We start from the raw sequence: 20,803 nt of genomic DNA, 5'->3' as shown, positions 1-20,803 counted from the left end.
CGTGCATTCTGTAAATTCAGAACGAAGATGCAAGCCCAAAGTTCCCTGCCTCCATGGAACGGCGTCCGCCACGCCGGCGCCTCCGGCACCAGCCACACGCAGCGCCCCCACGTCGAAAGCTACTTTTTCAAGCTGAACGATCCCGAGGGGCGGCGCGCGCTTTGGCTCAAGGCCACGCTGCTCGAGCGGGCGGGCCGAGGCCGCCTCCCGGTGGCCGAGGCGTGGGCCATCGCGTTCGATCGCGAGGGCGGGCACGTGGCCGCGAAGGAGACCGTCCCGCTCGCGAGGGCGAGCTTCTCGCGCGACCGGCTGGCCATCCGAGTGGCCGACCTCGTCGTCGACGAGGGGCGGCTCCGGGGCTCGGTCCGGGGCTCGGCGCTCACGGGGTCACGCGTGCCCATCGCGTTCGACCTCCGCTTCGAGCCGGGAGCCCCCGCCCTCGTCCCCTTCCCTAGCCCACGCATGTACACTGGACCGCTGCCGAGCTCGAAGCTCGTGTCGCCTCACCCCGACTCCCGCTTCGAAGGCCGCTACTCGGTGGACGGCGTGGAGGTCGCGGTCGACGGCTGGCGCGGCATGCAAGGCCACAACTGGGGCACGAAGCACGCCGAGCTCTACGCGTGGTGCCACGCCAACCAGTGGGACAACGAGGAGGACCTCGTGCTCGAGGGCGTCACGGGCCGCGTCAAGGTGGGCCCGCTGCTCGCGCCGCCGCTCACCGTGGTGTGCGTGCGTCACCGCGGCGTTCGGTATGACCTGAACGGCGCGCTCACGCTGCTCCGTGCGCGAGGGGCGATCGGCGAACGCCGGTGGGAGTTCGAGGCCCACAACGACCTCGCGCAGGTGTCCGGGGAGGTGTGGGCCGACACAGCCGACTTCGTGGGGCTCGCCTACGAGAACCCCGTGGGCGACACCACGTATTGCCTCAACTCGAAGATCGCCCGGGCCCGCGTGCGGCTCGCCGTGCGCGGGCGGCCACCGCTCGACGTCATCACGCGCGCGGCGGCGCTCGAGATCGGCACCAAGGACCCACGCCACGGAATAACGATGCTCGCGTGAGGCTTTCGGTCGCGGGCGTCGCCGACGGGGCGGTGTAGTCTGCGCGCCGCACGAGAGGCCCCATCCATGAACCAGCCTCGCGCTCCCGCACGCGACCAAGGGACCGGCCATGAGGTGCCCCTACTGCGCCGAAGAGATCCAAGACGCGGCCATCCTCTGCCGCTTCTGCGGCGCCGTAAAAGAGGCCGCGGGCGACGGCTCGGCGTGGCGCTCTCCGCACGCGCGGCACCCCAACGCCGCGGCGCCGAAGCCAGTCAACGCGGGAATGGCGAACTTCACGATGAAGTCGTCCGGCGCGCTCTTCCTCGTCTCGGCCGCGTTCGAGCTCGTCTCGATCACGTCGACGGTGCCGCTCTTCGGCGCGCTGCGCGGCGGGGGCTTCGCGGTCGTCTACCACCTGGCCTACGTCGGCGTCTTCGTGGCCATGGGCGTGGCCCTCCTCCGGCCGCGGCCGTGGGGGCTCTACGCGGTGCTCGGCGGCACCGCGCTCTACACGCTCGAGCGCGCGCTCTTCGCGTTCGACACCCCCGCGCGCAAGGCCGAGCTCGCGCACGCCCTCGAAGGGCACGAAGAGGTCACCTCGCTCCTGCCGGCGGACGCGATCCTCGAGGTCGGCACCCTCACCGTGTTCCTGGTGGTCGTCTGCTGGTGGGGCTTCGCGGCGTACTGCGCGGTGAAGCGCGAGTACTTTCGCGGGAGCGCGTCACGCCCCGGCTGAGGCCCCTTCGAGCCGCGTCGCGGTCTTCTCCGAGGTTCGGCGCGCGGCGAGCATCGCCCGCTCGATCGCCGCGACCGCATGGCCCAGGCCGTCCTCCGCCCGCACCCCCCGGCCGAGCGCGCGCGTCCTTGCATCACGCGATCGCGGAGCATGCGATCGACCGGCGCGTGGAGCCACCGGGCGTCGAGCTCCCGATGGGCGCAGGGCGTGAGGCCCACGCCGAGATCGGCGACCCGCTTTCCCCACACCGGCTGGTCGCCGAGGTGCCAGGCGATGGTCTGCGGCACACCCGCGCGGAACGCCGCGGCGGTGGTGCCGGCGCCGCCGTGGTGCACGACGCCGCGCACCGGCGGCCAGTCCTGGCGCCCGCGCGGCGCGCAGCGCGCCGGTCTTGGCGTGGTGGGCGGAGTGACAGCGTCCTCCGGTGACAAGCCATGTTGCCCGGCGCGCCCATGGAGACTACCCGTACGTCCATGGTGACCGCGAGCCACGGGCGCCCGGGCAAGACCAAGACCGTCTCCCTCGGGATCGAGGGCATGACCTGCGCGAGCTGCGTCGGGCGCGTCGAACGCGCGATCGCCGCGATCGACGGCGTGAGCCAGGTCGCCGTGAACCTCGCCACCGAGTCGGCGACCATCGAGGCGCGCGAGGGGGTGGCGGCGGAGGCCCTCGCGGAGGCCGTCCGCGACGCCGGCTACGAGGCCCACGAGACCCGGCGAGACGCCGCGGAGCCTCCGAAGGAGCGCAGACTCGACGCCGACACGTGGCTCGCCCTAGGCCTCTCCACGCCGCTCGTGGCGCTCACCATGCTCCCCATGGCCGTCCCCGCGCTCCACGATCGGTTGGCGCCGGTGATGCACTTCCTCATGGGTTGGGGCGGCCTCCTCGTCGCCGCGCCCGTGCAGGTCTTCGCGGGTCGCAGGTTCTACCGCCAGGCGGTCGCCGAGGTGCGGCACCGCGCGCTCGGCATGAGCACCCTCGTGGCGCTCGGCAGCTCGGCGGCGTTCTTCTACTCGGCCGCGGTCCTCGTGTTCCCGTCGGTCTTTCCGCCAGGGACCGCGCATACGTATTTCGAAGCGTCGGCCTCGATCGTCACGCTCGTGCTCGTCGGCAAGGCGCTCGAGGCCCGCGCGCGCGACCAGACCGCCGTCGCCCTCCGCAAGCTCTTCGCGCTGCGCCCCACCACCGCGCGCGTGCTCCGGGACGGCGAAGAGATCACCGTGCCCCTCGCGGAGGTGAGGGTCGGCTTTCAGGTGGTCATGCGCCCGGGCGAGGCCTTCCCGGTGGACGGCGCGGTGGTCGACGGGGAGAGCCTGGTCGACGAGTCGTCGGTGACGGGGGAGCCCCTGCCGGTCGTGAAGCGGCTGGGCGATCGCGTGTTCGCCGGCACCACCCTGAGCCGCGGGGCGCTCGTGCTCGAAGCCACGCACGTGGGCGAGGACACCACGCTCGGGCAGGTCATCCAATTAGTGCAGAATGCACAGAGCGAGAAGAGCGAAGCGCAGGCGATGGCCGACCGCGTGGCGGCCGTGTTCGTGCCCGTCATCCTCGCCGTAGCGGCGATCGCGGCCGGCGCGTGGCTCGCGCTCGGCCCGGCCCCGGCGCTGCCGCGCGCGCTCGTGGCCGGGGTGGCGGTGCTCGTCGCGGCCTGCCCCTGCGCCATGGGCCTCGCCACGCCCGCCGCGCTGATGGTCGCCACGGGGCGGGCGGCCGAGCTCGGCGTTCTGCTCCGCAAGACCACCGCGCTGGACCAGCTAGCGCGCGCGACCGTCATCGTCGTCGACAAGACCGGCACGCTGACGCTCGGCAAGCCCCACGTGGTGCGCTGCACCATCGCCGAGGGGCACGACCGCGCGCGCACGCTCGCGCTCGTGAGCGCCGCAGAGGCGCGGAGTGAGCACCCGGTGGGCCGCGCGGTGCTCGACTACGCGCGCGCCGAACGCGAGGCGAGCGCAGTGGCCGGCGCGAGCGCGAGCGCCCTCACGCCGACCGCGTTCGAGGCCGAGCTTGGCGCGGGCGTGCTCGCCACCGTGGACGGCGAGCGCCTCGTCATCGGCACCGCGCCGTTCCTCGCGGCCCACGGCGTGCCTGTCGCGAGCGCCGGCGACGCCGAGCCCGACGGGACGACCGTCGTGCTCGTCGCCCTGTTGAAGGCCGAAGGCGGCGCGCTGGCGGCCACCTTCGAGCTCATGGACGAACCGAAGCCCGGTGCAAAGGAGGCGGTGCGCGCACTCTCGGACCTGGGGCTCGAGGTCGTCATGGCCACGGGCGACACCGAGGGCAGCGCCGGGCGGATCGCGCGCGAGCTCGGCGTGACCCGCGTGTTCGCGAGCCAGCGCCCGGCCGACAAGGCGGCGCGGGTGCGCGAGCTGCAGAGCCGCGCAGGCCCGATCGAGGGGTCGCACACGCAGACCAAGACCACCGTCGCGTTCGTGGGCGACGGGGTGAACGACGCCGGCGCGCTCGCGGCAGCCGACGTGGGCGTCGCGATGGGCACCGGGGCCGACGTCGCGGTCGAGGCGGGCGACGTGGTCTCGATGCGGGGCGAGCTCGTCGCCGTCGTCGACGCGATCCGCCTCGCGCGCGCGACCCGGCGCGTCATCAAGCAGAACTTCTTCTGGGCGTACGCCTACAACGCGGCCCTCGTGCCCCTCGCGGCCGGCGCGCTGGAGCCGGCGTTCGGTATAGCGCTCTCGCCCATGCTCGCGGCCGGCGCGATGACCATGAGCAGCCTCTTCGTGCTGGGAAACAGCCTGCGGCTGCGGCGGTTCGCCCGCTCGCGGTGACCACGCGCGGGTCACCCCCGTCCCCCGGAGGGCCGCAAACATTGCGCGAATTGACCTTGCCTCCTCACCGTGTGGAGGTACGTTTCGCCGAATCGTCATGCGCCCTCTCTTTCGCCTCGCGTCCCTCCTGCCTCTTGCTTCGCTCGCCTTGGTCGCCGCCTGCGGCAGCGCCACGACCCCGGGGCCACCGACGCGGGTGCGCCGGCCGAAGGCGGCCCCCCCGATAGCGGCGCGGTCACGCCCGCGGCGCAGGGCCCGAAGCCGGCGTGGGCGAAGACCTTCGGTGGCAAAGGCGAGGACGTGAGCGCGGGCGTGTTCGTCGACCCCACCGGCAACGTCTTCCTCAGCGGCTATTTCGAAGACACCATCGAGTTCGGCGGCACACCGCTCGTCAGCGTCAGCAAGGAGGACGCCTTCCTCGCCAAATTCGACCCGAGCGGCAAACACCAGTGGAGCTTCCGCCTCGGCGGCGAGGACATCGACGCGATCGGGGGCATCGGCGCCGACGCAGCCGGAAACTTGTATATTACAGGCATCTTCTCGAAAGAGATCACGCTCGGCACCTTCAAGGCCACCTCGAAGGGCGAGACCGACGCCTTCCTCGCCCGGCTCGACAAGGACGGCGCGCCGGTGTGGGTCAAGACCTTTGGCAGCGCGGGCTCCGAGATCGCGCGGTCGATCGTGGTGTCCCCCGCGGGCGAGGTCACCATCGCGGGCATCCTCGGGGGGCCGGTCGACTTCGGTGGCGGCCCGGTCGCGAACAAGAAGCAGGACGGCTTCGTGGCGCGCTTCGACAAGGACGGCAACCACGTGTGGAGCCGGGTGTTCGGCGGGCCTGGGAGCGACGCGCTCCAGGCGCTCGCGGCGGGCCCCGGGGGCGACATGTGGCTGGCAGGCGTCTACCGCGAAGGTGTCGACGTGGGCACCGGCCCGCTGCCCTACGCCGAGGGCGACAAGGACAACGGCTGGGTGGTGCGCCTCGGCCCCGACGGCGCCCCCAAGTGGGCGCGAGGGTTCTCGAACCCTGGCGACGACGCCGCCTCGAACATCGCCGTCGACGCCGCCGGGAACGCCGCCGTCACCTTCGCCTACCAGGGCCCCTCGATCGACTTCGGCACCGGCCCGCAGAAGAGCGGCGGCGGCTACGAGATGGGCCTCGCGCTCCTCGACCCCAGCGGCAAGACCACGTGGGGCAAGTCGTACGGCACGGTGAGCCCCGACGCGGCGTTCGCGGCGGCGTTCGACAACAAAGGAGGGCTCTTCGTGAGCGGCCTCTTCTCCGGTGAGCTCGACTACGGGTCGGGGACGATCGTCGCCTCCGGCTTCCTGAACAACTCGCTGCTGAAGTTCGACATGACCGGCAAGGCGCTGTGGGCCCGCGACATGGGCTCCACCACGCTGAACAACTACGGCCTCTTCAACACCGTGGCGGTCGACCCGGTGTCGGGCGGCGCCGTGACGACGGGCCACTTCGACGGCACCTTCGACTACGGCACGGGCACCCAACCGAACCGCGGCAGGGGCGACATCTACCTCGTCAAACTGGCGCCCTGACCACGCATACGCTCGCCACACATAGACCACGACAGACAGCACCGGAGCACACATGAAGCGAGCATTGCCTCTCCTGCCTCTCTTCTTCTTGGGCGCTGCCGTCGCGGGGCTGTCGGCCGTCGCGGCCTGCACCACCAGCACGACGGCCGCCTCGGGAATGCCCCCGTGCGCCGTCCAGACGACGCTCACGAACCGGTGCCAGACTTGCCACTCGGATCCGCCGAAGTTCGGCGCGCCGATGCCGCTCGTCACGCGCGCGGACCTGCTCGCCAAGAGCACCCGCGATGGCTCGAAGACGTACGCCGAGCGCGCCGTGGTCCGCATGCGCGACCCGCAGAGCCCGATGCCCCAGGCGCCGAACCCGCGCGCCCCCGAGAGCGAGATCGCGGCCTTCGAGTCGTGGATCGCGGCCGGCACCCCCGAGAACACGGCCCAATGCGCCGTTCCCCCGACCGACGCCTCGGCGCCGCTCCCCGAGGACAAGCTGGCGTGCCCCCCCGACGTCACCTTGAAGCCTCCTACACCCTTCGAGATGCCGCAAGACGTCGAAGACGAGTACGTGTGCTACGGCGTCGACCTGCCGGGCACGGCGCAGAAGCGGCACGTGATTGGGCTCGACGCGAAGATCGACAACGCGAGCATCGTCCATCACATCCTCGTGTTCGAGTCACCCACGACCGAGAGCGGCACACCGCACAAGTGCAAGGACATCTTCCCCCTCGACTGGAAGCTCATCTACGCGTGGGCGCCGGGCACCAAGCCCTACAACCTCCCCGCGGAGGCCGGCTATCCGCTCGATCCGGGCACGACGACCCATTACGTGGTGCAGCTCCACTACAGCAACATCAAGAAGGTGGCCGGCCAGAAAGACTCCACGGGCGTCAGCCTCTGCACCACCACCGACCTGCGCAAGAACGACGCCGACCTGATCGCCGTCGGAGGGGCCTCGTTCTCGCTGCCGCCCAAGGCGAAGACCACCATCGAGTGCTCGCTGAAGATCCCGCAGAACCCGGACAAGTTCCCCATCACGGTGTTCCGCGGTTGGCCCCACATGCACCAGCTCGGGGCGAGCCTCTCCACCAAGGTGTTGCGCCCGGATGGCTCCTCCGCGTCGCTCGGCGAGATCGCCCAGTGGGACTTCTACAACCAAATTGGCTATCCGATGAACGTAAAGGTCGCGAGTGGCGACACCGTGGTCACGCGTTGCACCTGGAACAACACCACCAACGAGCGAGTGGGCTTCGGTGAGCGAACCGGCGACGAAATGTGCTATAATTTCGTTACGTATTACCCGAAGACGAACCTCCAGGCGTTCTCCGGGGTGCTCCCGGCCTCCATCTCGCAGTGCAAGGTCGTGCCGTAGCAGCCGTAGCGGGCCCCGCTGCGGGCCCCGCTTACCCCTGGCTTAGCAGCCTGTTGATTTACGGACCGAGGCCCGGCGTCGTCCGCGCCCGGCCCGCCAAGGCGCGATCCGAGGAGCGCGCGGAGCGTGTTCCAGGTGGGCGTTTCTAGGTGAGCACGCACCGCAGGATCGCAACGACGGCGGTCGGGATGCGGCGGCGACGGGCCGACGGGAGTCAATCAACGGGCTGTTACCCCTCGCCCCTGGCCGCGCCTACTTCTTCGTGAGCGTGGACGGGGCCGGGGCCGGGGCGCTCCCGCTCGGCGTGCTCGCCGCGATGGGGGTGTCCGGCACGAACACGAGCGGATACGACACGTGCACGTCGCCGCCCTCGGGCGCCGGGAAGCGTAGCGCGGAGATCACGGTCTCCACGCAGCGGAGCAAGAGAGGATCGGGGAAGTCGGCGGGTCCGGCGCCGACGGACCGGGTGACGCCGTCGACACCGATGACGAAGCTCACGGTGACCTTCCCCGTGAGCTTCGGGTTGGCGGCGAGCGCGAGCTCGTAGCAGCGGCGGATGCGCGGCAGGGAGGGCTTCACCGTGCCGAGGATCAGCGACGGCGAGAGGCGCCCACCGAGCTCGGTCGCGGGCTCCCGAACGCGCGACGACGCGGCGGGCTCCGCGGACGCGGGCGCGCGCGGCGGGACGGCAGGCGGCGCGGTCGCCGTGTCGGCGGTGGCGACCTCTCGGGGGCGAGGGGGCGCAGGCGGCAGCTCGACCGACTGGGGCGGCGCGACCGGCGGGGCCGTCCCCGAGGCGCAGCCCAGCGAGGCGAGCGGCGCGAGGTGCGCGAGGTGCGCGACGGAGGTCCAAATCGAACGAGCTCGCACCATCTGGACCGAGCGTAGCCTCCCGCGCGGCGCGCGACGAGCCGCGCGCGCGTCAGCGGCGCTCGAACCGCAGCACCGCGCCATGCGAGCGCGTCTCCGCGCGCACGAGCCACCCGCGCGCGTCGACCGAGAGCAGCGACCTCGGACCACGCCCGCCCGCCGCCGGGACCACCTCGAAGCGCCGCGCGGCGACCGAGCCCCGCGCGGTCGCCAGGGTCGCGTCGGGCACGCGCGTGACGAGCACCGCGCGCTCCGCGATCTCGACCTCAGAGCCGAGCGACACCTCGCGCTGCCTCACCTCGCGCGACGCGTTCGGCGGGAGGTCTGCCGCGCGGAGCCCGAGGAGGATCGTCGACACGACGAAGCCTTGGGCGCTCAACGCCTCACCCGGCGCGAGGACCTCTTCGCGCGAGACCGCGAGCCCCGAGAGCCTCGTGGCGGTGAGGCGCGCTTTGCCCACTCCCCCAGGGTTGCGTTCGAGCGCGAGGGCCCCGCGCCCCTGCGGGCCGTCGCTCTCGAGGGCGAGGCGATCCGGGTCCAATGCCAGCGTCATGCGCTGGCCGCTGTGGGCGTTGAACGCCTGCGCGCGCAGTCGACGCGATCCGTTCTCCTCGCGCCCCACCACGACCCGCTCGCTCCCGAAGTGGACGCCCTTCCAGGTGACGTCGAACGTGGCCTCGAGCTCCGCGTGCGCGGCTGGGCCGCCTGGGAGGGCGACGGCAGGGAGGCCCACGAACGCCGTGGCCTCGCCGTCGATCGTGCGAGCCACGTCCGTAAGCATCGCCTGGAGCTCGCTCGGGGGCAGCCAGCGGCCTCGTACCATGACGCCGGCGATCGCCCGCGTGTTGTGGATGTCGGCGCGCGGATCGGCGTCGAGCAACAGCACATCGGCCCGTTGGCCTGGCGCGATCGTGCCCACCGAGGCCTCGGCGTGGAGGAGCTCCGCGGCGTCGCGCGTGGCCACGCGGAGCGCCTCGTAGGGCGTGAGCCCGAGACGCACGAGGTGCGCGAGCTCGTCGTGCAGCGCGAACCCGGGCACCACGAGCGGGTTGCCCGGATCGGTGCCCGCGAGCAGCCGGCCGCCGGCCGCGTGCACCGCACGCACCGACGCGTCGATGAGGCGCACCGAGGCCGCGTCGCGCGCGAGCTCCTCGGCGTCGTCGGGGCCCGGCTCCCACGTGGCGCGCGTCGCCGCGGGAACGAGCTTCATCTCGGGCTGCGCGAGCCGCCGTCGCACCTCCGCCGCGGGGGCCCACGCGTCCATGACCACCCGCGTGGGGCAGCTCCACACGCCGCGCGCCTTGAGGCCCTCGGCGATCGCCGGGAGCTGAGCGTGATCGGCGAGGGCGAGCTTCGTGGCGCGCGAGGCGCGATCGCGCTTGCCCCGAGCGGGCGAGCCGGCAGGCTGCACCGCGTCGACGAGGCCGTGCATGTGCTCGACGGAGCGCTGCTCCAGGGCGAGGACCCCCTCGAGGCCCACGGCGTCGGGCGTGTGGCCCGCGACGTCGAGGCCCGAGCGCCGGGCCGACGCCGCGAGGGCGCCGTACGACGCAACGGACAAGCCGTTGTAAACCTTAATGAAATCGTAACCCATGCGGCGATGTAGCCCGACGGCCTCGTCCGCCCCCTCGGGGCCACGGAGCACCAGGCTGCCATCGTGGGCGGGCTCCGCGCCGTCGACGATCGGCCCGGCGGTGACGATCGTGGGGCCCAGCCTCACCCCCGCGGCGATCTCGCGACGCCACTGGAGATGCACGGGCGCACCCCACATGTTGCGCACCGTCGTGATCCCGTGCGCGACGTAGAGGCGCAGGTCCTCCTCGTGGTTCAGGTGGGTGTGCAGGTCGGCGAGGCCCGGGACCAGGAACTTGCCTCGGCCGTCGACCACGCGCACGCCGGGCGGCAGCGTCTGCTCCGCTTGCCCCGTCGGGAAGAGCGCCACGATCCGATCGCCCGCGACGAGCACGGTGTGGTGCGTGAGCGCGCGGTCGGCGTCGAGGGGCAGCACCGTGACGTCGACGAAGGCCACGTCGGCGAGCGCGCGCGGTGCGGACGGTGCGGACGGTGCGGACGGCGCGGCGGCCGGCGAGGACGGCCCCTTGCCGCACGCACACGCGAGCGCGACCGCGGCGGCGAAGGCGATCGCGGAGGTGGCGGTTCGCGCGGGCACCCTCTTGCAGCTTCCGGGGCGGTGGGCCGGCTACGAGGGCACGCGCGCCATCGAGCGGTCGTGGGCCTTGCCCATCACCGCGAGCGCGACCGCGCCGCCCACGCCGACGAGGAACATGTCCCACTGCGCGTCCCAGACGTCGCCCTGACTGCCAAGGAACGCCTGCCCGAGATCGCTCGCCACGATCAGCGTGGTCCACCACTCGAGCAGCTCCCAGAACGCGCCGAACGCGAACACGACGCACCACGCGAGGAACGCGAGCCAGCCGCCGCGCACGAGCGGCGTGTGCCTCACCAGCACCTCACGCGCGAGGAGCGCCGGGAAGAAGCCGAGCGCGAGGTGCCCGACGCGATCGTAGTGGTTGCGCGAGAGGTGGAACGCGACCCGCGCCCACTCGCCGAGCGGAGTCTTGGCGTACGAGTAGAACCCTCCGTACACGAGCACGAGCACGTGGAGGAACGTGCCCACGTACACGAGGTGCGACAGGGGGCGCCGTCGGTACGTGGCCACCATGTACGCCACGAGCAACAGCCCCGGGACGACCTCGAGCGCCCAGTTCTGGCGCCCCGCGGGCGGCGCGTAGGCGGTGACCGCGCAAATGATCCCCAGCGCGCCGAGCAGGCCGAGCGGCAGGCGACGATGCGCGGGCGCCTCCAGGCTTAGCCCTTCTTCTTCTGAACGAACGCGGCGATGCGCGCGATGGAGTCGAGGTTCTCGGGCAAGAGCTCCGCGTCGTCGACCTTGATGCCGTAGGCCTCCTCGAGGTGCGCGACGACCTCGAGCACACCCGTGGAGTCGATGACGCCCTTGTCGAGGAGCGAGGCGTCGTCCGCGAGGCCCGCCGCGTCGGCCACGTAGAAGTTCTTCACGATGAACTGGCGGACGTCGTCCTGAATGCTCATGGGTATCTTCCCTCACGCCGGCGTCGGGCCGGAATTGCGCCATTCGAAAGCGGGGCCGATAGTCTCAGGTTCGCCCCGAGAGAACAAGCGAGGAGTCGGGAAGCGCGGCGCGGCCTCCGGCGCGCGAAGGGGTTCGCCATCTCGCTCAGGCGAGGCGGTCAATCACGGTCTTGATGGGCACCACGCGAGGCGCGGCCGGACGCGCCACGATGTGCTCGTGCACGAGCTGCGTGGAGAGCATCCCGACCACCGCCATGTTGTCGGCGTTCGAGAACTGGCCGCTCGCCGCGCGCGCGAGGCACTTCTTCCAGAGGGTCTGCGACGACGGCACGGAGAACACGCCCGCCTCGGCGATGGCGGCCTCGCTCATCAGCGCGGCGGCCCACTCCGGCGGCGCGCCGGCCTCGTCGACGAAAGAGAGCGCGTCGGGGGCACGGTAGGGTTGCTTCTTGCGAGCGAGGATGTCGGCGGGCACGAGATCACGGCTCGCGCGCTTCAGGATGTGCTTCTCGTCCAAGACACGAAGCTTGTAGTGTGCAGGCAACGAGTCGGCGAGCGCGATGACGTCCTTGTCGAGGAACGGGAAGCGCCCTTCGACGCTGTTGCCCATGAGCATGCGGTCGCCCTGCGACGAGAGCAGGTAGCCGGTGAGCAGGGTGCGTATCTCGAGGTACTGGTCTTGCGCCAGGGTCGACCAGCGCTTGAACGCAGGCGGCAGGGTGGCCAAGAGCTCGGCCGCGACGTCGCGCGCGCCCACCTCGGCCTGCACCGCGGGCGCGAAGAGGCGCTTCAGGGCGCCCGTCGACCGCCACCGCGCCTCGTGGGCGAACCCCGGCAGGCCCGCTCCCTCCAGGTTCTTGCCGAAGAACTGCACCGCCATCGCCTTCTGCGCCACGGGCGACCGCGCGAGATACGGGTAGAGCCGGTCGAGCAGGAGCGGTCGTGACTTCGACTGCGGCTGCTTGGCCCAGAAGCGCCGCACCTTGCCCTCGCGGAACAGATCGTAGCCGGCGAACATCTCGTCGGCGCCCTCGCCCGTGAGCACCACCTTGATGCCGGCCTCGTGCACGAGCTTCGAGAGAAGGAAGAGCGGGGCGGGCGCGGTGCGGAGGACGGGGCGCTCGGCGTAGCGGATCACGTCGGGGAACACCCGCGCGATGTCGCCGCGCTTCACCACGATGGAGTGGTGCTCGGTGCCGAGGCGCTCGGCCATCTGCCGCTGGTACTGCGTCTCGTCGTACTCCGCGTCCTCGAAGCCGACCGAGAACGTGGCGAACTTCTCGCCCTTGGCGCGCAGGCCGAGGGCGGCAATGAACGAGCTGTCGAGGCCGCCCGAGAGATAGCTGCCGACCTGCACGTCCGCGCGCAGCATGCGCAGCGCGGTGGCCTTCTCGAGGGCCTCGCGCACCGCGACGGTGGCGTCCTCCAGGGAGCCCTTGAAGGCGTTCGTGCCGTTGGGCTCGGCGTAGCTCGGCTCCCAATAGGGCCGCTCGCTGACCTCGCCTGCCTTGGTGTACGTGCGCACCCAGCCCGGGCGGAGCTCCTCCACTCCGCGGAACACGGTCTGCGGCGGGACGACGCTCCAGAAGGTAAAAGTCTGCTCTATTCCGATCGGATCGAAGGCGCGAGGGATGCTCGCGTCGGCCGCGAAGATGGCCTTCACCTCGCTGCCGAAGAACACACGCCCCTCGTGCTCGCAAATGTAGAGCGGGCGAACGCCCACGCGATCGCGGCAGAGCACGAGCTTCTGCTGCTTCTCGTCCCAGAGGGCCACCGCCCACTGGCCGTTCATGCGCGCGAAGGCGTCGTCACCCCACGCCTCGTAGGCGTGGACGATGACCTCGGTGTCGCTCTTCGTGTGGAACGTGTGGCCGAGGGTCTCGAGCTCGGCGCGGAGCTCCACGTAGTTGAAGATCTCGCCGTTGAAGGCGATCCACAGCGTGCCGTCTTCGTTGGCGAGCGGCTGCTGGCCGGTAGAGAGGTCGATGATGGAGAGCCGCGCGTGGGCGAGGCCACAGCGCGCGTCACGGTAGACCCCGAACTCGTCGGGGCCGCGGTGGTGCATCGCCCCGCACATGCGCGCGAGCTCCTCTCGCGTCGGCGTGTGCGCCTGCTTGCTCTGCCTGCGCGCGAAAATTCCTGCAATCCCACACATGGTGTCTCTCCCCGCGGGCCTCGCCGTGGCGGCCAAGCGCGAGGTGATGCTACCGGAAGCACGGGCGAATTGCGCGCGCGCCTCGAGGGCGGCTACGTGCCTGCGGCGCCGCCTAGCACCCAGCGCCCCGCTCGCCCGGCGGTGGTGAGCAGCTCGGCGATGGCGAGCAGATCCGTGAGGTCTCCGCCCGGTCGCCCCTGCGCCTCGAGCGCTACGGCGCCCGCCTCGAGCGCGCCGGTGGAGTGCAGCGCCTCGCCGAGCGCGAGCGCGGTCGCGGGGTCGGTCGCGCCGCACCACCAGTCGCACCCACGGGCGCGCGTGGTGAGCCACCAGGGGAGATCCGCCGGCGAGGCCGCGTTCATCGTGGCCCGCAGGCCGTCCCACGCGGCGATGGCGGCGGCGGGCTCGTTGAGGGCCGCGCGGAACGCCGCGCGGTGGTCGAACCCGTCGTGGACGAGGTAGTCGGACACCGGCGCGTCCGCGCGGAGCCGGCGGCTGGCGCCGACGAAACACACGCCCAGCACGATGGTCGCCGCGTCGAAGCCCTCGAGGAGACGTCCCGTGGCGGTCCGCCGCGCGCGCGCGCCGGTCTCGGCGACGTCCTCGGGCTCGTCGCCGAACAGCTCGTACCTCCCGGCCTGCGCGGCGGAAACGAGCCCTCGCCAGCTCGCCTCGTCGATCTCGCCCGAGAGCGCGCGGCAGCGCTCGTACGCGCCCGCGTCCACCGTCGTGTAGCTGCCCTCTCCGCTCATCTTCGCCTCGCCATCTCGCGGTGTCGCCTCACGAGCCGCCGGCCTCTCGAGCATCGCAGGGGGCCACCCGCACGGCAACCGCGACCGGGGCGGAATCCACGCCCGCCTGCCGCGAGGTCCGGTACGACTGCGAGATGCCTCGCCGCCCCCCGCCGCCCCTCGTCACGCGCGCTCCGCGTTCTGCGCTCTCTGCGCGTGTCGGCCTCGCCTCGCTCGCCTCGCTCGCCTCGCTCGCCGCGTGCGCCGCCGCCCAACCCCCGCCCGATCCCGCGGCCCCCGGTCCGCGGGCCACGCCGCTCGCGCCCACCGCGGTCGCCTCGACGACAGGGGCCACTCCTCCGCAGCCGACCGTCCGCCTCCCCTCCGGGGTGCGCTCGGTGAGGAACGCCGCCACCCTCACGGTGGTGCCGTCCCGCGAGGTCTTCGAGGGCGAGATGACCCTCGAGCTCGAGGTGGACGCGCCGCTCTCGCTGCTCTGGCTGAACGCCGACGCGCTCACCCTGCGCGAGGCCCACGCGGGCGAGGGCGCGGGGGCCGTGAAGGCCGCGATCGTGCCGGGCGGAGCGAGCTTCGTAGCCCTCTCCTTTCCGCAGCCGATCGCCGGCCGCACGGCGGTGCACATCACCTACGAGGGCAAGCTCTCCAGCACCGAGACCGACGGCGCCTCGCGGCAGGTGGAGGACGGCCGCCCGTACGTGTTCACCCACTTCGAGCCGCTCGCCGCGCGGCGAGTGTTCCCGTGCCTCGACGAGCCCGCGTACAAGGCGCCGTGGCAGCTCACGCTGCGCGTGAAGCCTGGCGACACGGCGGTGTCGAACACCCCCATCTTGTCGAGCGAAGAAGGGAAAGACGGCTTCACGACCGTGCGCTTCGCTGAGACGAAGCCGCTGCCGAGCTACCTCGTCGCCTTCGCCGTGGGCCCGTTCGGCTACGTCGACGCCGGCAAGGTGGGGAAGACCCCGGTGCGCATCGTCGTGCCTCACGGAAAGGAAGACTGGGCTCGCTACGCCGTCGCGAGCACACCGCCGGTGCTCACCGAGCTCGAAAAATACTTCGGCGGCCCCTACCCGTACGAGAAGCTCGACCTCATCGCGGTGCCGCTCTTCGGCGGCGCCATGGAGAACCCGGGCCTCGTGACCTATCGGCAGTCGCTCATCCTCGCGAAGCCCGGCACCGAGTCGACAGGGTTCCGGCGCGCGTTCGCGAGCGTCAACGCGCACGAGCTCGCGCACCAGTGGTTCGGCGATCTGGTGACCACCGCGTGGTGGGACGACCTGTGGCTGAACGAGGCGTTCGCGACGTGGATGACCCCGAAGGTCATCGAGGCCTACCGGCCCGAGTGGGGCGCCTCGACGCGCCGCGCGTCGTCGGCGAGCGGCGCGATGCGCACCGACAGCCTGGTGAGCGCGCGACAGATACGGCAGCCCATCGCCTCGAGCGACGACATCAAGAACGCCTTCGACACGATCACCTACCAAAAGGGCGCCGCGGTGATCGGCATGTTCGAGCGCTGGGTCGGCGCCGAGACCTTCCAGCGCGGCGTGCGGCGCTACATGCGCGAGCACGCCCACGGCACGGCGACCTCACGCGACTTCCTCGGCGCGATCTCGGCGGAGGCGGGCCGCGACGTGTCGGCCCCCTTCGCGACGTTCCTCGACAGGCCGGGCGTCCCGCTGGTCGAGGCCGAGGTGTCGTGCGCGGGGAAGCCCTGAGCTTCGCCTGACCCAATCCCGGTACTTGCCCGCCGGCTCGCCGGGCACCCCGGCGGCGCCGCCTTGGCAGATCCCGGTCTGCGCGCGCGCGGGAGGCGGCACAAAAACAGATGCAGAATCAATAACTTGCACGCTCCTTGCCACCGAGAAGGGCGCCCTCGCCCTGCCCTCGTGCCCGGCGTGGGCGCTGCCCAACGACGGCGCGAGCGGCTACTACCGCGTGGGGCACTCGCCCGCGCTCCTCGCCGGGCTCGCCGCGCACATGAGCCGCCTCACGCCCGCCGAGAAGATCGCGCTCTCGGGGGACGTGCTCGCGGCCGCGCGCGCGGGCAAGGCCGACCTCGGCGCCTTCCTCGGGCTCGTCCCCGCCCTCGCGAAGGACTCCGACGTGCAGGTGGTCGAGGCCGCGCTCTGGCCCGTGGCGACCCTGCGCGACACCCCGCTCGTCACGAAGGCGACGCGCCGCGAATACGCCACGTTCGTGCAGCGCAACTTCGGCGCGCGCGCGCGGACCCTGGGGCTCCGCGCGAAGCCGAACGAAGACGAGAACACGCGCTGGCTCCGCCCCGGGCTCGTCGAGGTCGTGGCCGATCAAGGCGAGGACCCAGCGCTCCGCGCGGAGTGCGGGAAGCTCGCGCGCGCGTGGCTCACCGACAAGAACGCGATCGAGCCGGAGCTCGTCGGCACCGTGCTCGCGATCGCCGCGCGCTTCGGTGACCGCGCCCTCTTCGACGCCCTCGTGCGCGAGGCGAAGACCACGAGAGACCGCCGCGACCGCGACTACGCGCTCGGCGCCCTCGGCCAGTTTCAGGAGCCCGCGCTCGTCTCTGCGTCGCTCGCGCTCGTGCTCGACCCGGGCCTCGACGCGCGCGAGACCGTGCGCCTCTTGTGGAGCGCGACACGCCTCCCCGAGACCGTGCCGCTCGCGTACGCGTTCCTCAAGGACCACTTCGACGCGCTCGTCGCGAGGCTGCCGAGGGACACCGCCGCGGGCTTCCCCAACGTCGGGGCGGCCTTCTGCGACGACGCCCGCCGGAGCGAGATCGAGGCGTTCTTCGGTCCGCGCGCGGCGCGGTACGTCGGCGGTCCGCGCCTCTACGCGCAGGCGCTCGAGAACCTGCACCTCTGCCACACGTTTCGCGTCGCGCAGGAGCCCAAGGTGACCGCGTTCTTCACGAAGAAGCGCTGAGCCCCGCGCTCTACGCGCATCCTGCACGCGTGCATCCTACATACATGCATCCTACACACACGCGGACGGGTCGCGGACGCGTCTTCGGGCGCGTCGCTCAGCGCCGACGGCGACCGCGCGCGAAGGCGAGCGCGAAGCCCATGAGCCCGAGGGCGGCCCACGACGGCGCGGAGCTCTCCGACGACGACGCGCGCGAGGCCGCGCGACAGCCGCAGCCCGACGCCTCCTCGCCCGCGGCCGGGTCACCACCGGGCGCGGCGCCGGGCGCGAGCTTCTTCTCGGCGAGCCCGCGGAGGTGCACCTCGGTGACCGGCCGGAGCGGATCGTTCGTGGTGAGCGTCACCGGCACGTCGAACTTGCCCTCCTTGTCCGGCGTGACGGCCACGCGGACGCTGGTCGTGGCGCCGCGATCGACGGTCGCGCGGGGCGTGTCGACGAAGGCCCACGGGTGCACGCTCGCGGCGTCCACGACGAGCAGCTCTTCGCCCACGTCGCTCACCTTGAGCTGCACGGCGGTGGCCGCGCCGATGGGCACGCTGCCGAGGTCGAGCTCGGCGGGCGTCGAGATCTGCGGCAGCGGGATGTGCACGTCGACCTTGTCGAAATCCCAGGGCTCAGGCTTGGACGGCGGGAGCGCGAGCGGAAGATTGGCGATCGGGATGCTGAAGTTCGCGCCGAGGATCGTGAAATAAAACGAAGGGATGAAGTGCAAGGTCGCCTGCCGCACCATCTCACCGTGGATGAACACGCTCGTGTCGACCGCGGGCGTGGGCGAGATGAAGAGGCGCGTGAACGGGTTCTCGCGGTCCACCCGCATCGACGTGCTCGGCTCGTCGAAGCCGATGCGGAGCGTGGAGTACGCGGCCGAGAAATCGACCGAGCCGTCCAGGTCGAAGCCGCCTGAGATTCCGCGGATGGGGATGAACGAGTCGGTGAGCGAGATCCGCGCGATGCGCGTGGTCGGCGTGTTCACGGTGATCGCCGCGGGCGGCGTCGCGCCCTTCCACGCCCATGGGTTGAACGTGTTGGAGCCCTCCGCCAGCAGGTTCACGCTGGGGATGCCCGGCAGCTTGCCGTCCCAGCTGTAGCGGACCCCCGCGACGGTGACGGTGAAGCGACCCTGCGCCTCGACCTCGAGGCCCTCGTCGAGCGAGAGCCTCCCGCGCCCCGGCTCACCCTTGGGTGTCAGCGTGAGGGGCTCGGGCCAGGTGGCGTCCAGCGTCCCCTCCATCGAGACGCCGACCCGCGAGTGCAGCTTCGCCACCACCCGCACCTGGATGGGCGAGCCGCCCGGCACCCAGCCCGTGTCGAAGTCGAAGTCGAACGGGGCCTTCTCGGCCTTGGAGACCGAGAGGGTCGCGCGCTCGCACCGGGGCTCGGTGGCGGAGCACCGCGCGGCGTTGTTCGCCGCCAGCGCCGCGGAGGGAAACAGGAGCGCGGCGGACGCCCCGAGGAGCGCGGCGAGGGGAAGGCGCATGGTACCAATTCGACCCCGGGCGAGGCCCCACGTCAACGTCCGTGTGGGCGAGGTCACGCCATGACTGTGAGGTACTCGGGCGGCACGCGCTCGGTGAGCCACACGCCGTTCGCGGACACGTAGAACACGTGCCCGTCGGCGTGCATGCGGCCGGTCACGTATTGGCTAGCGTCACGCGGAGCGTCGGCCGGCGGCGAGAGCGCTCGACGGCTCCACGCGCTCATCCTGGAGACCGCAGGCGGAGCGCCGACTCCGCGCGCGCGGTCCGACGGTCGCGGGGCGCCCTCTGGAGGCCGCGACGATCTGCGGGCGCGCCCCACCGCGTCGAGGTAGCCTCAGGGAGTGAACTTCGGACCGCCGGGAGGAGGGGGAGGCCCGCCGTGGGGCGGTGGGAACCGTGGCCCGGGCGCGCCGCAGCAGCCGCCACAGCCACCGCAGCACCAGGGCTACGCGCCGTCACCGCCGCAGCAGGGCTACGCGCCGCCTCCACACTACGGGCCGCCGCAGGGGCCGCCGCACGCGCACGCGCCCTCCCCCTACGGGCCCCCCCAGCCGCCGTTCCCGCAGCACCCGGCACCACACGCGCAGCCTCCCTACGCCCCGCCGCAGGGTGGGCACGCGCACGCCGCCGCGGCCAGCGCCGTCGCCCCGCCTCGCGCTCCCGCAGGCCCGGCCGGCAAGCCCCTCGCCCGGTTGCCGCTTCAGATCGGCACGACCGCGACCTGGGGCGCCGGCCGCGCCGCCGCGACGCTCTTCCCGGGCATCGCCTTCATCGGCGGTGGGTTCGCCCTCGTCTCCGAGGCGCACGAGGCCGAGGTGCTCATCTTCCCCGCGATCCTCGGCGGGCTCTTCATCGCGTACGCCTTCACGCATATGTGGACGGCCCTGAAGACCCGAGCCAGCGATCTGCTCCTCTACCCCGAGGGCGTGCAGATCGACGGCGGACGCCACGGTGGCGCGCGCTTGCCTTGGCAAGAGCTCACCCCACCGTATGCCCACGTCGAGCAGACCGAGGCCTCGCGCCTCACCGTGTGGCGCATCTTCGTGTTCGCGCTCTCGCTCCTCGCGCGCAACAGCCAGGTGAGCTCGCCCTTGGCGAAGGTCACGGTCTGGCGACTCTGGGTGCACCAGCACGGTCAGCCGCGGCTCCTCGGCGAGAGCGATCGCCCCATCGAGGCCGACTCCATGCGCGCGGCGGCGTCGAGCATCGAGGCGGTCGTCTCCGGGCAGAAATACGTGGCCGAGGCCCCCGCGGTGCAACAGCACATCGCCGTTTGCGGCGGCTGCGGCTCCCCCGCCGTGCCGGACGACGCGCCCGCGGTCAAGTGCGCGTTCTGTCAGGCGTGGGTCGAGCTGCCGCCGCAGGTGCGCGGGCAAGCCGCCGCCGCGAAGGCGATGGCGCACACGCGCACACGCAGCGCGCAGATGATAGCAAAGCTCCTTGACCAACCGCGCGCGGCCTCGTCGAACGTGTGGCTCCTCACGTTCACGCTGTTCATGTTCGGCGCCTGGCCGCTCAGCTGGACCCTCACCGCGGTGCGCGTGCTCGAGGCCGGCTACGAAGGCAAAGACATCGCGTTCCTCATGTTCCCCCTCGCCGCGGTGCTCGCCGGCTTCTTCCTCGCGCGAGGTCGGCTGGCCGACCGCGGCGCTCTGCAAATGCTCACGCTCGGCTTCGGCGCGCTCGCCCCGCGGCGAGAGGGCGAGCCCTCGCGCTGCCGGCGTTGCCAGGGCCCGCTCCCTGAGGTCGGGCTCGGCGGCGTAGCGCAGTGCCGCTACTGCACGGCGGAGAACATCGTCGGACTCGACCTGCGGCCCACGGTCGACCAGGCGCGCACCGAGCAGCTCACCTTCGACGACGCGCTCAGCACCCGCGGCCGCGAGCGCGTGCTCTGGGGCGTGCTCTCGGCGCTCGCCCTCGTCGCGCTCGTCGGGTGGATCGCCGGGACGGTCGCGTACGTCATTTCCTAAGGAGTCTTAGGCACAAATCCCGGTTCGTGCCCGCGGGCTGAAGCCCGGGGCAGGGAGAGCACACGGTGGTGGTGCGCGAAGCCCGCCGGGGCGGCGGGCTCTTCCGGCTCTCGTCGCACCTTCAC

15 protein-coding genes and 1 pseudogene are annotated in these 20,803 nt (G+C 72.1%); 8 read left to right on the top strand and 8 right to left on the bottom strand.

What is annotated here, in order from left to right:
- Window positions 1-27 precede the first annotated feature (27 nt).
- The 5 genes from IPQ09_12015 to IPQ09_11995 all read left to right on the top strand — a co-directional run bounded on the left by IPQ09_12015 (window position 28) and on the right by IPQ09_11995 (window position 7,480).
- Window positions 28-1,059, top strand: a complete 1,032-nt coding sequence (locus IPQ09_12015) for a hypothetical protein (protein ID MBL0194930.1) — start codon at window positions 28-30, stop codon at window positions 1,057-1,059.
- Window positions 1,060-1,168: 109 nt separating this feature from the next.
- Complete coding sequence (locus IPQ09_12010; protein ID MBL0194929.1) at window positions 1,169-1,777, top strand: hypothetical protein; 609 nt, start codon at window positions 1,169-1,171, stop codon at window positions 1,775-1,777.
- A 473-nt stretch (window positions 1,778-2,250) separates the two neighbouring features.
- The gene (locus IPQ09_12005) at window positions 2,251-4,563 is read left to right on the top strand and encodes a copper-translocating P-type ATPase (GenBank protein MBL0194928.1); all 2,313 of its coding nucleotides are present in this window, start codon (window positions 2,251-2,253) and stop codon (window positions 4,561-4,563) included.
- A gap of 300 nt (window positions 4,564-4,863) precedes the next feature.
- Window positions 4,864-6,117, top strand: coding sequence for a hypothetical protein (locus tag IPQ09_12000; GenBank protein ID MBL0194927.1), 1,254 nt, complete (start codon window positions 4,864-4,866; stop codon window positions 6,115-6,117).
- A gap of 52 nt (window positions 6,118-6,169) precedes the next feature.
- Window positions 6,170-7,480, top strand: coding sequence for a peptidylglycine alpha-amidating monooxygenase (locus tag IPQ09_11995; protein ID MBL0194926.1), 1,311 nt, complete (start codon window positions 6,170-6,172; stop codon window positions 7,478-7,480).
- A 252-nt stretch (window positions 7,481-7,732) separates the two neighbouring features.
- Here IPQ09_11995 and IPQ09_11990 read toward each other — a convergent pair whose 3' ends face one another.
- The 6 genes from IPQ09_11990 to IPQ09_11965 all read right to left on the bottom strand — a co-directional run bounded on the left by IPQ09_11990 (window position 7,733) and on the right by IPQ09_11965 (window position 14,329).
- Window positions 7,733-8,353: an AgmX/PglI C-terminal domain-containing protein gene (locus tag IPQ09_11990; GenBank protein ID MBL0194925.1), complete on the bottom strand. Its 621-nt coding sequence runs from the start codon at window positions 8,351-8,353 to the stop codon at window positions 7,733-7,735.
- Window positions 8,354-8,402: 49 nt separating this feature from the next.
- Window positions 8,403-10,520, bottom strand: coding sequence for an amidohydrolase family protein (locus IPQ09_11985; protein MBL0194924.1), 2,118 nt, complete (start codon window positions 10,518-10,520; stop codon window positions 8,403-8,405).
- A 30-nt stretch (window positions 10,521-10,550) separates the two neighbouring features.
- A complete protein-coding gene (locus tag IPQ09_11980) occupies window positions 10,551-11,033 on the bottom strand; it encodes a DUF2238 domain-containing protein (protein MBL0194923.1) in 483 nt (160 codons plus the stop codon).
- A gap of 146 nt (window positions 11,034-11,179) precedes the next feature.
- Window positions 11,180-11,422 carry an acyl carrier protein gene (locus IPQ09_11975; protein MBL0194922.1) on the bottom strand — a complete coding sequence of 81 codons (243 nt, stop codon included), beginning with the start codon at window positions 11,420-11,422 and terminating at the stop codon, window positions 11,180-11,182.
- 145 nt (window positions 11,423-11,567) lie between these two features.
- Window positions 11,568-13,577 (bottom strand): asparagine synthase (glutamine-hydrolyzing), encoded by a 2,010-nt coding sequence (gene asnB / locus IPQ09_11970; protein MBL0194921.1) that lies wholly within the window; start codon window positions 13,575-13,577, stop codon window positions 11,568-11,570.
- A 92-nt stretch (window positions 13,578-13,669) separates the two neighbouring features.
- Window positions 13,670-14,329, bottom strand: a complete 660-nt coding sequence (locus IPQ09_11965) for a hypothetical protein (protein ID MBL0194920.1) — start codon at window positions 14,327-14,329, stop codon at window positions 13,670-13,672.
- 134 nt (window positions 14,330-14,463) lie between these two features.
- On the opposite strand from IPQ09_11965, the gene IPQ09_11960 reads away from it, so the two are divergent.
- Window positions 14,464-16,041 carry a hypothetical protein gene (locus IPQ09_11960; GenBank protein ID MBL0194919.1) on the top strand — a complete coding sequence of 526 codons (1,578 nt, stop codon included), beginning with the start codon at window positions 14,464-14,466 and terminating at the stop codon, window positions 16,039-16,041.
- Window positions 16,042-16,066: 25 nt separating this feature from the next.
- A complete protein-coding gene (locus IPQ09_11955; protein ID MBL0194918.1) occupies window positions 16,067-17,230 on the top strand; it encodes an ERAP1-like C-terminal domain-containing protein in 1,164 nt (387 codons plus the stop codon).
- A gap of 97 nt (window positions 17,231-17,327) precedes the next feature.
- Here the strand turns inward: IPQ09_11955 and IPQ09_11950 are convergent, their stop codons facing one another.
- Window positions 17,328-18,707, bottom strand: a complete 1,380-nt coding sequence (locus tag IPQ09_11950) for a hypothetical protein (protein MBL0194917.1) — start codon at window positions 18,705-18,707, stop codon at window positions 17,328-17,330.
- A 53-nt stretch (window positions 18,708-18,760) separates the two neighbouring features.
- Window positions 18,761-18,859: pseudogene (locus IPQ09_11945) on the bottom strand (RNA--NAD 2'-phosphotransferase).
- A gap of 190 nt (window positions 18,860-19,049) precedes the next feature.
- Here IPQ09_11945 and IPQ09_11940 point away from each other — a divergent pair.
- Complete coding sequence (locus IPQ09_11940; GenBank protein MBL0194916.1) at window positions 19,050-20,678, top strand: hypothetical protein; 1,629 nt, start codon at window positions 19,050-19,052, stop codon at window positions 20,676-20,678.
- The last annotated feature ends 125 nt before the right edge of the window (window positions 20,679-20,803 follow it).

The sequence above is a fragment of the Myxococcales bacterium genome, from assembly GCA_016720545.1.
Lineage (GTDB): Bacteria > Myxococcota_A > Polyangia > Polyangiales > Polyangiaceae > JAAFHV01.
Note: the sequence above shows the minus strand (reverse complement) of the source record. Positions and strands in the feature narration are given on the sequence as shown.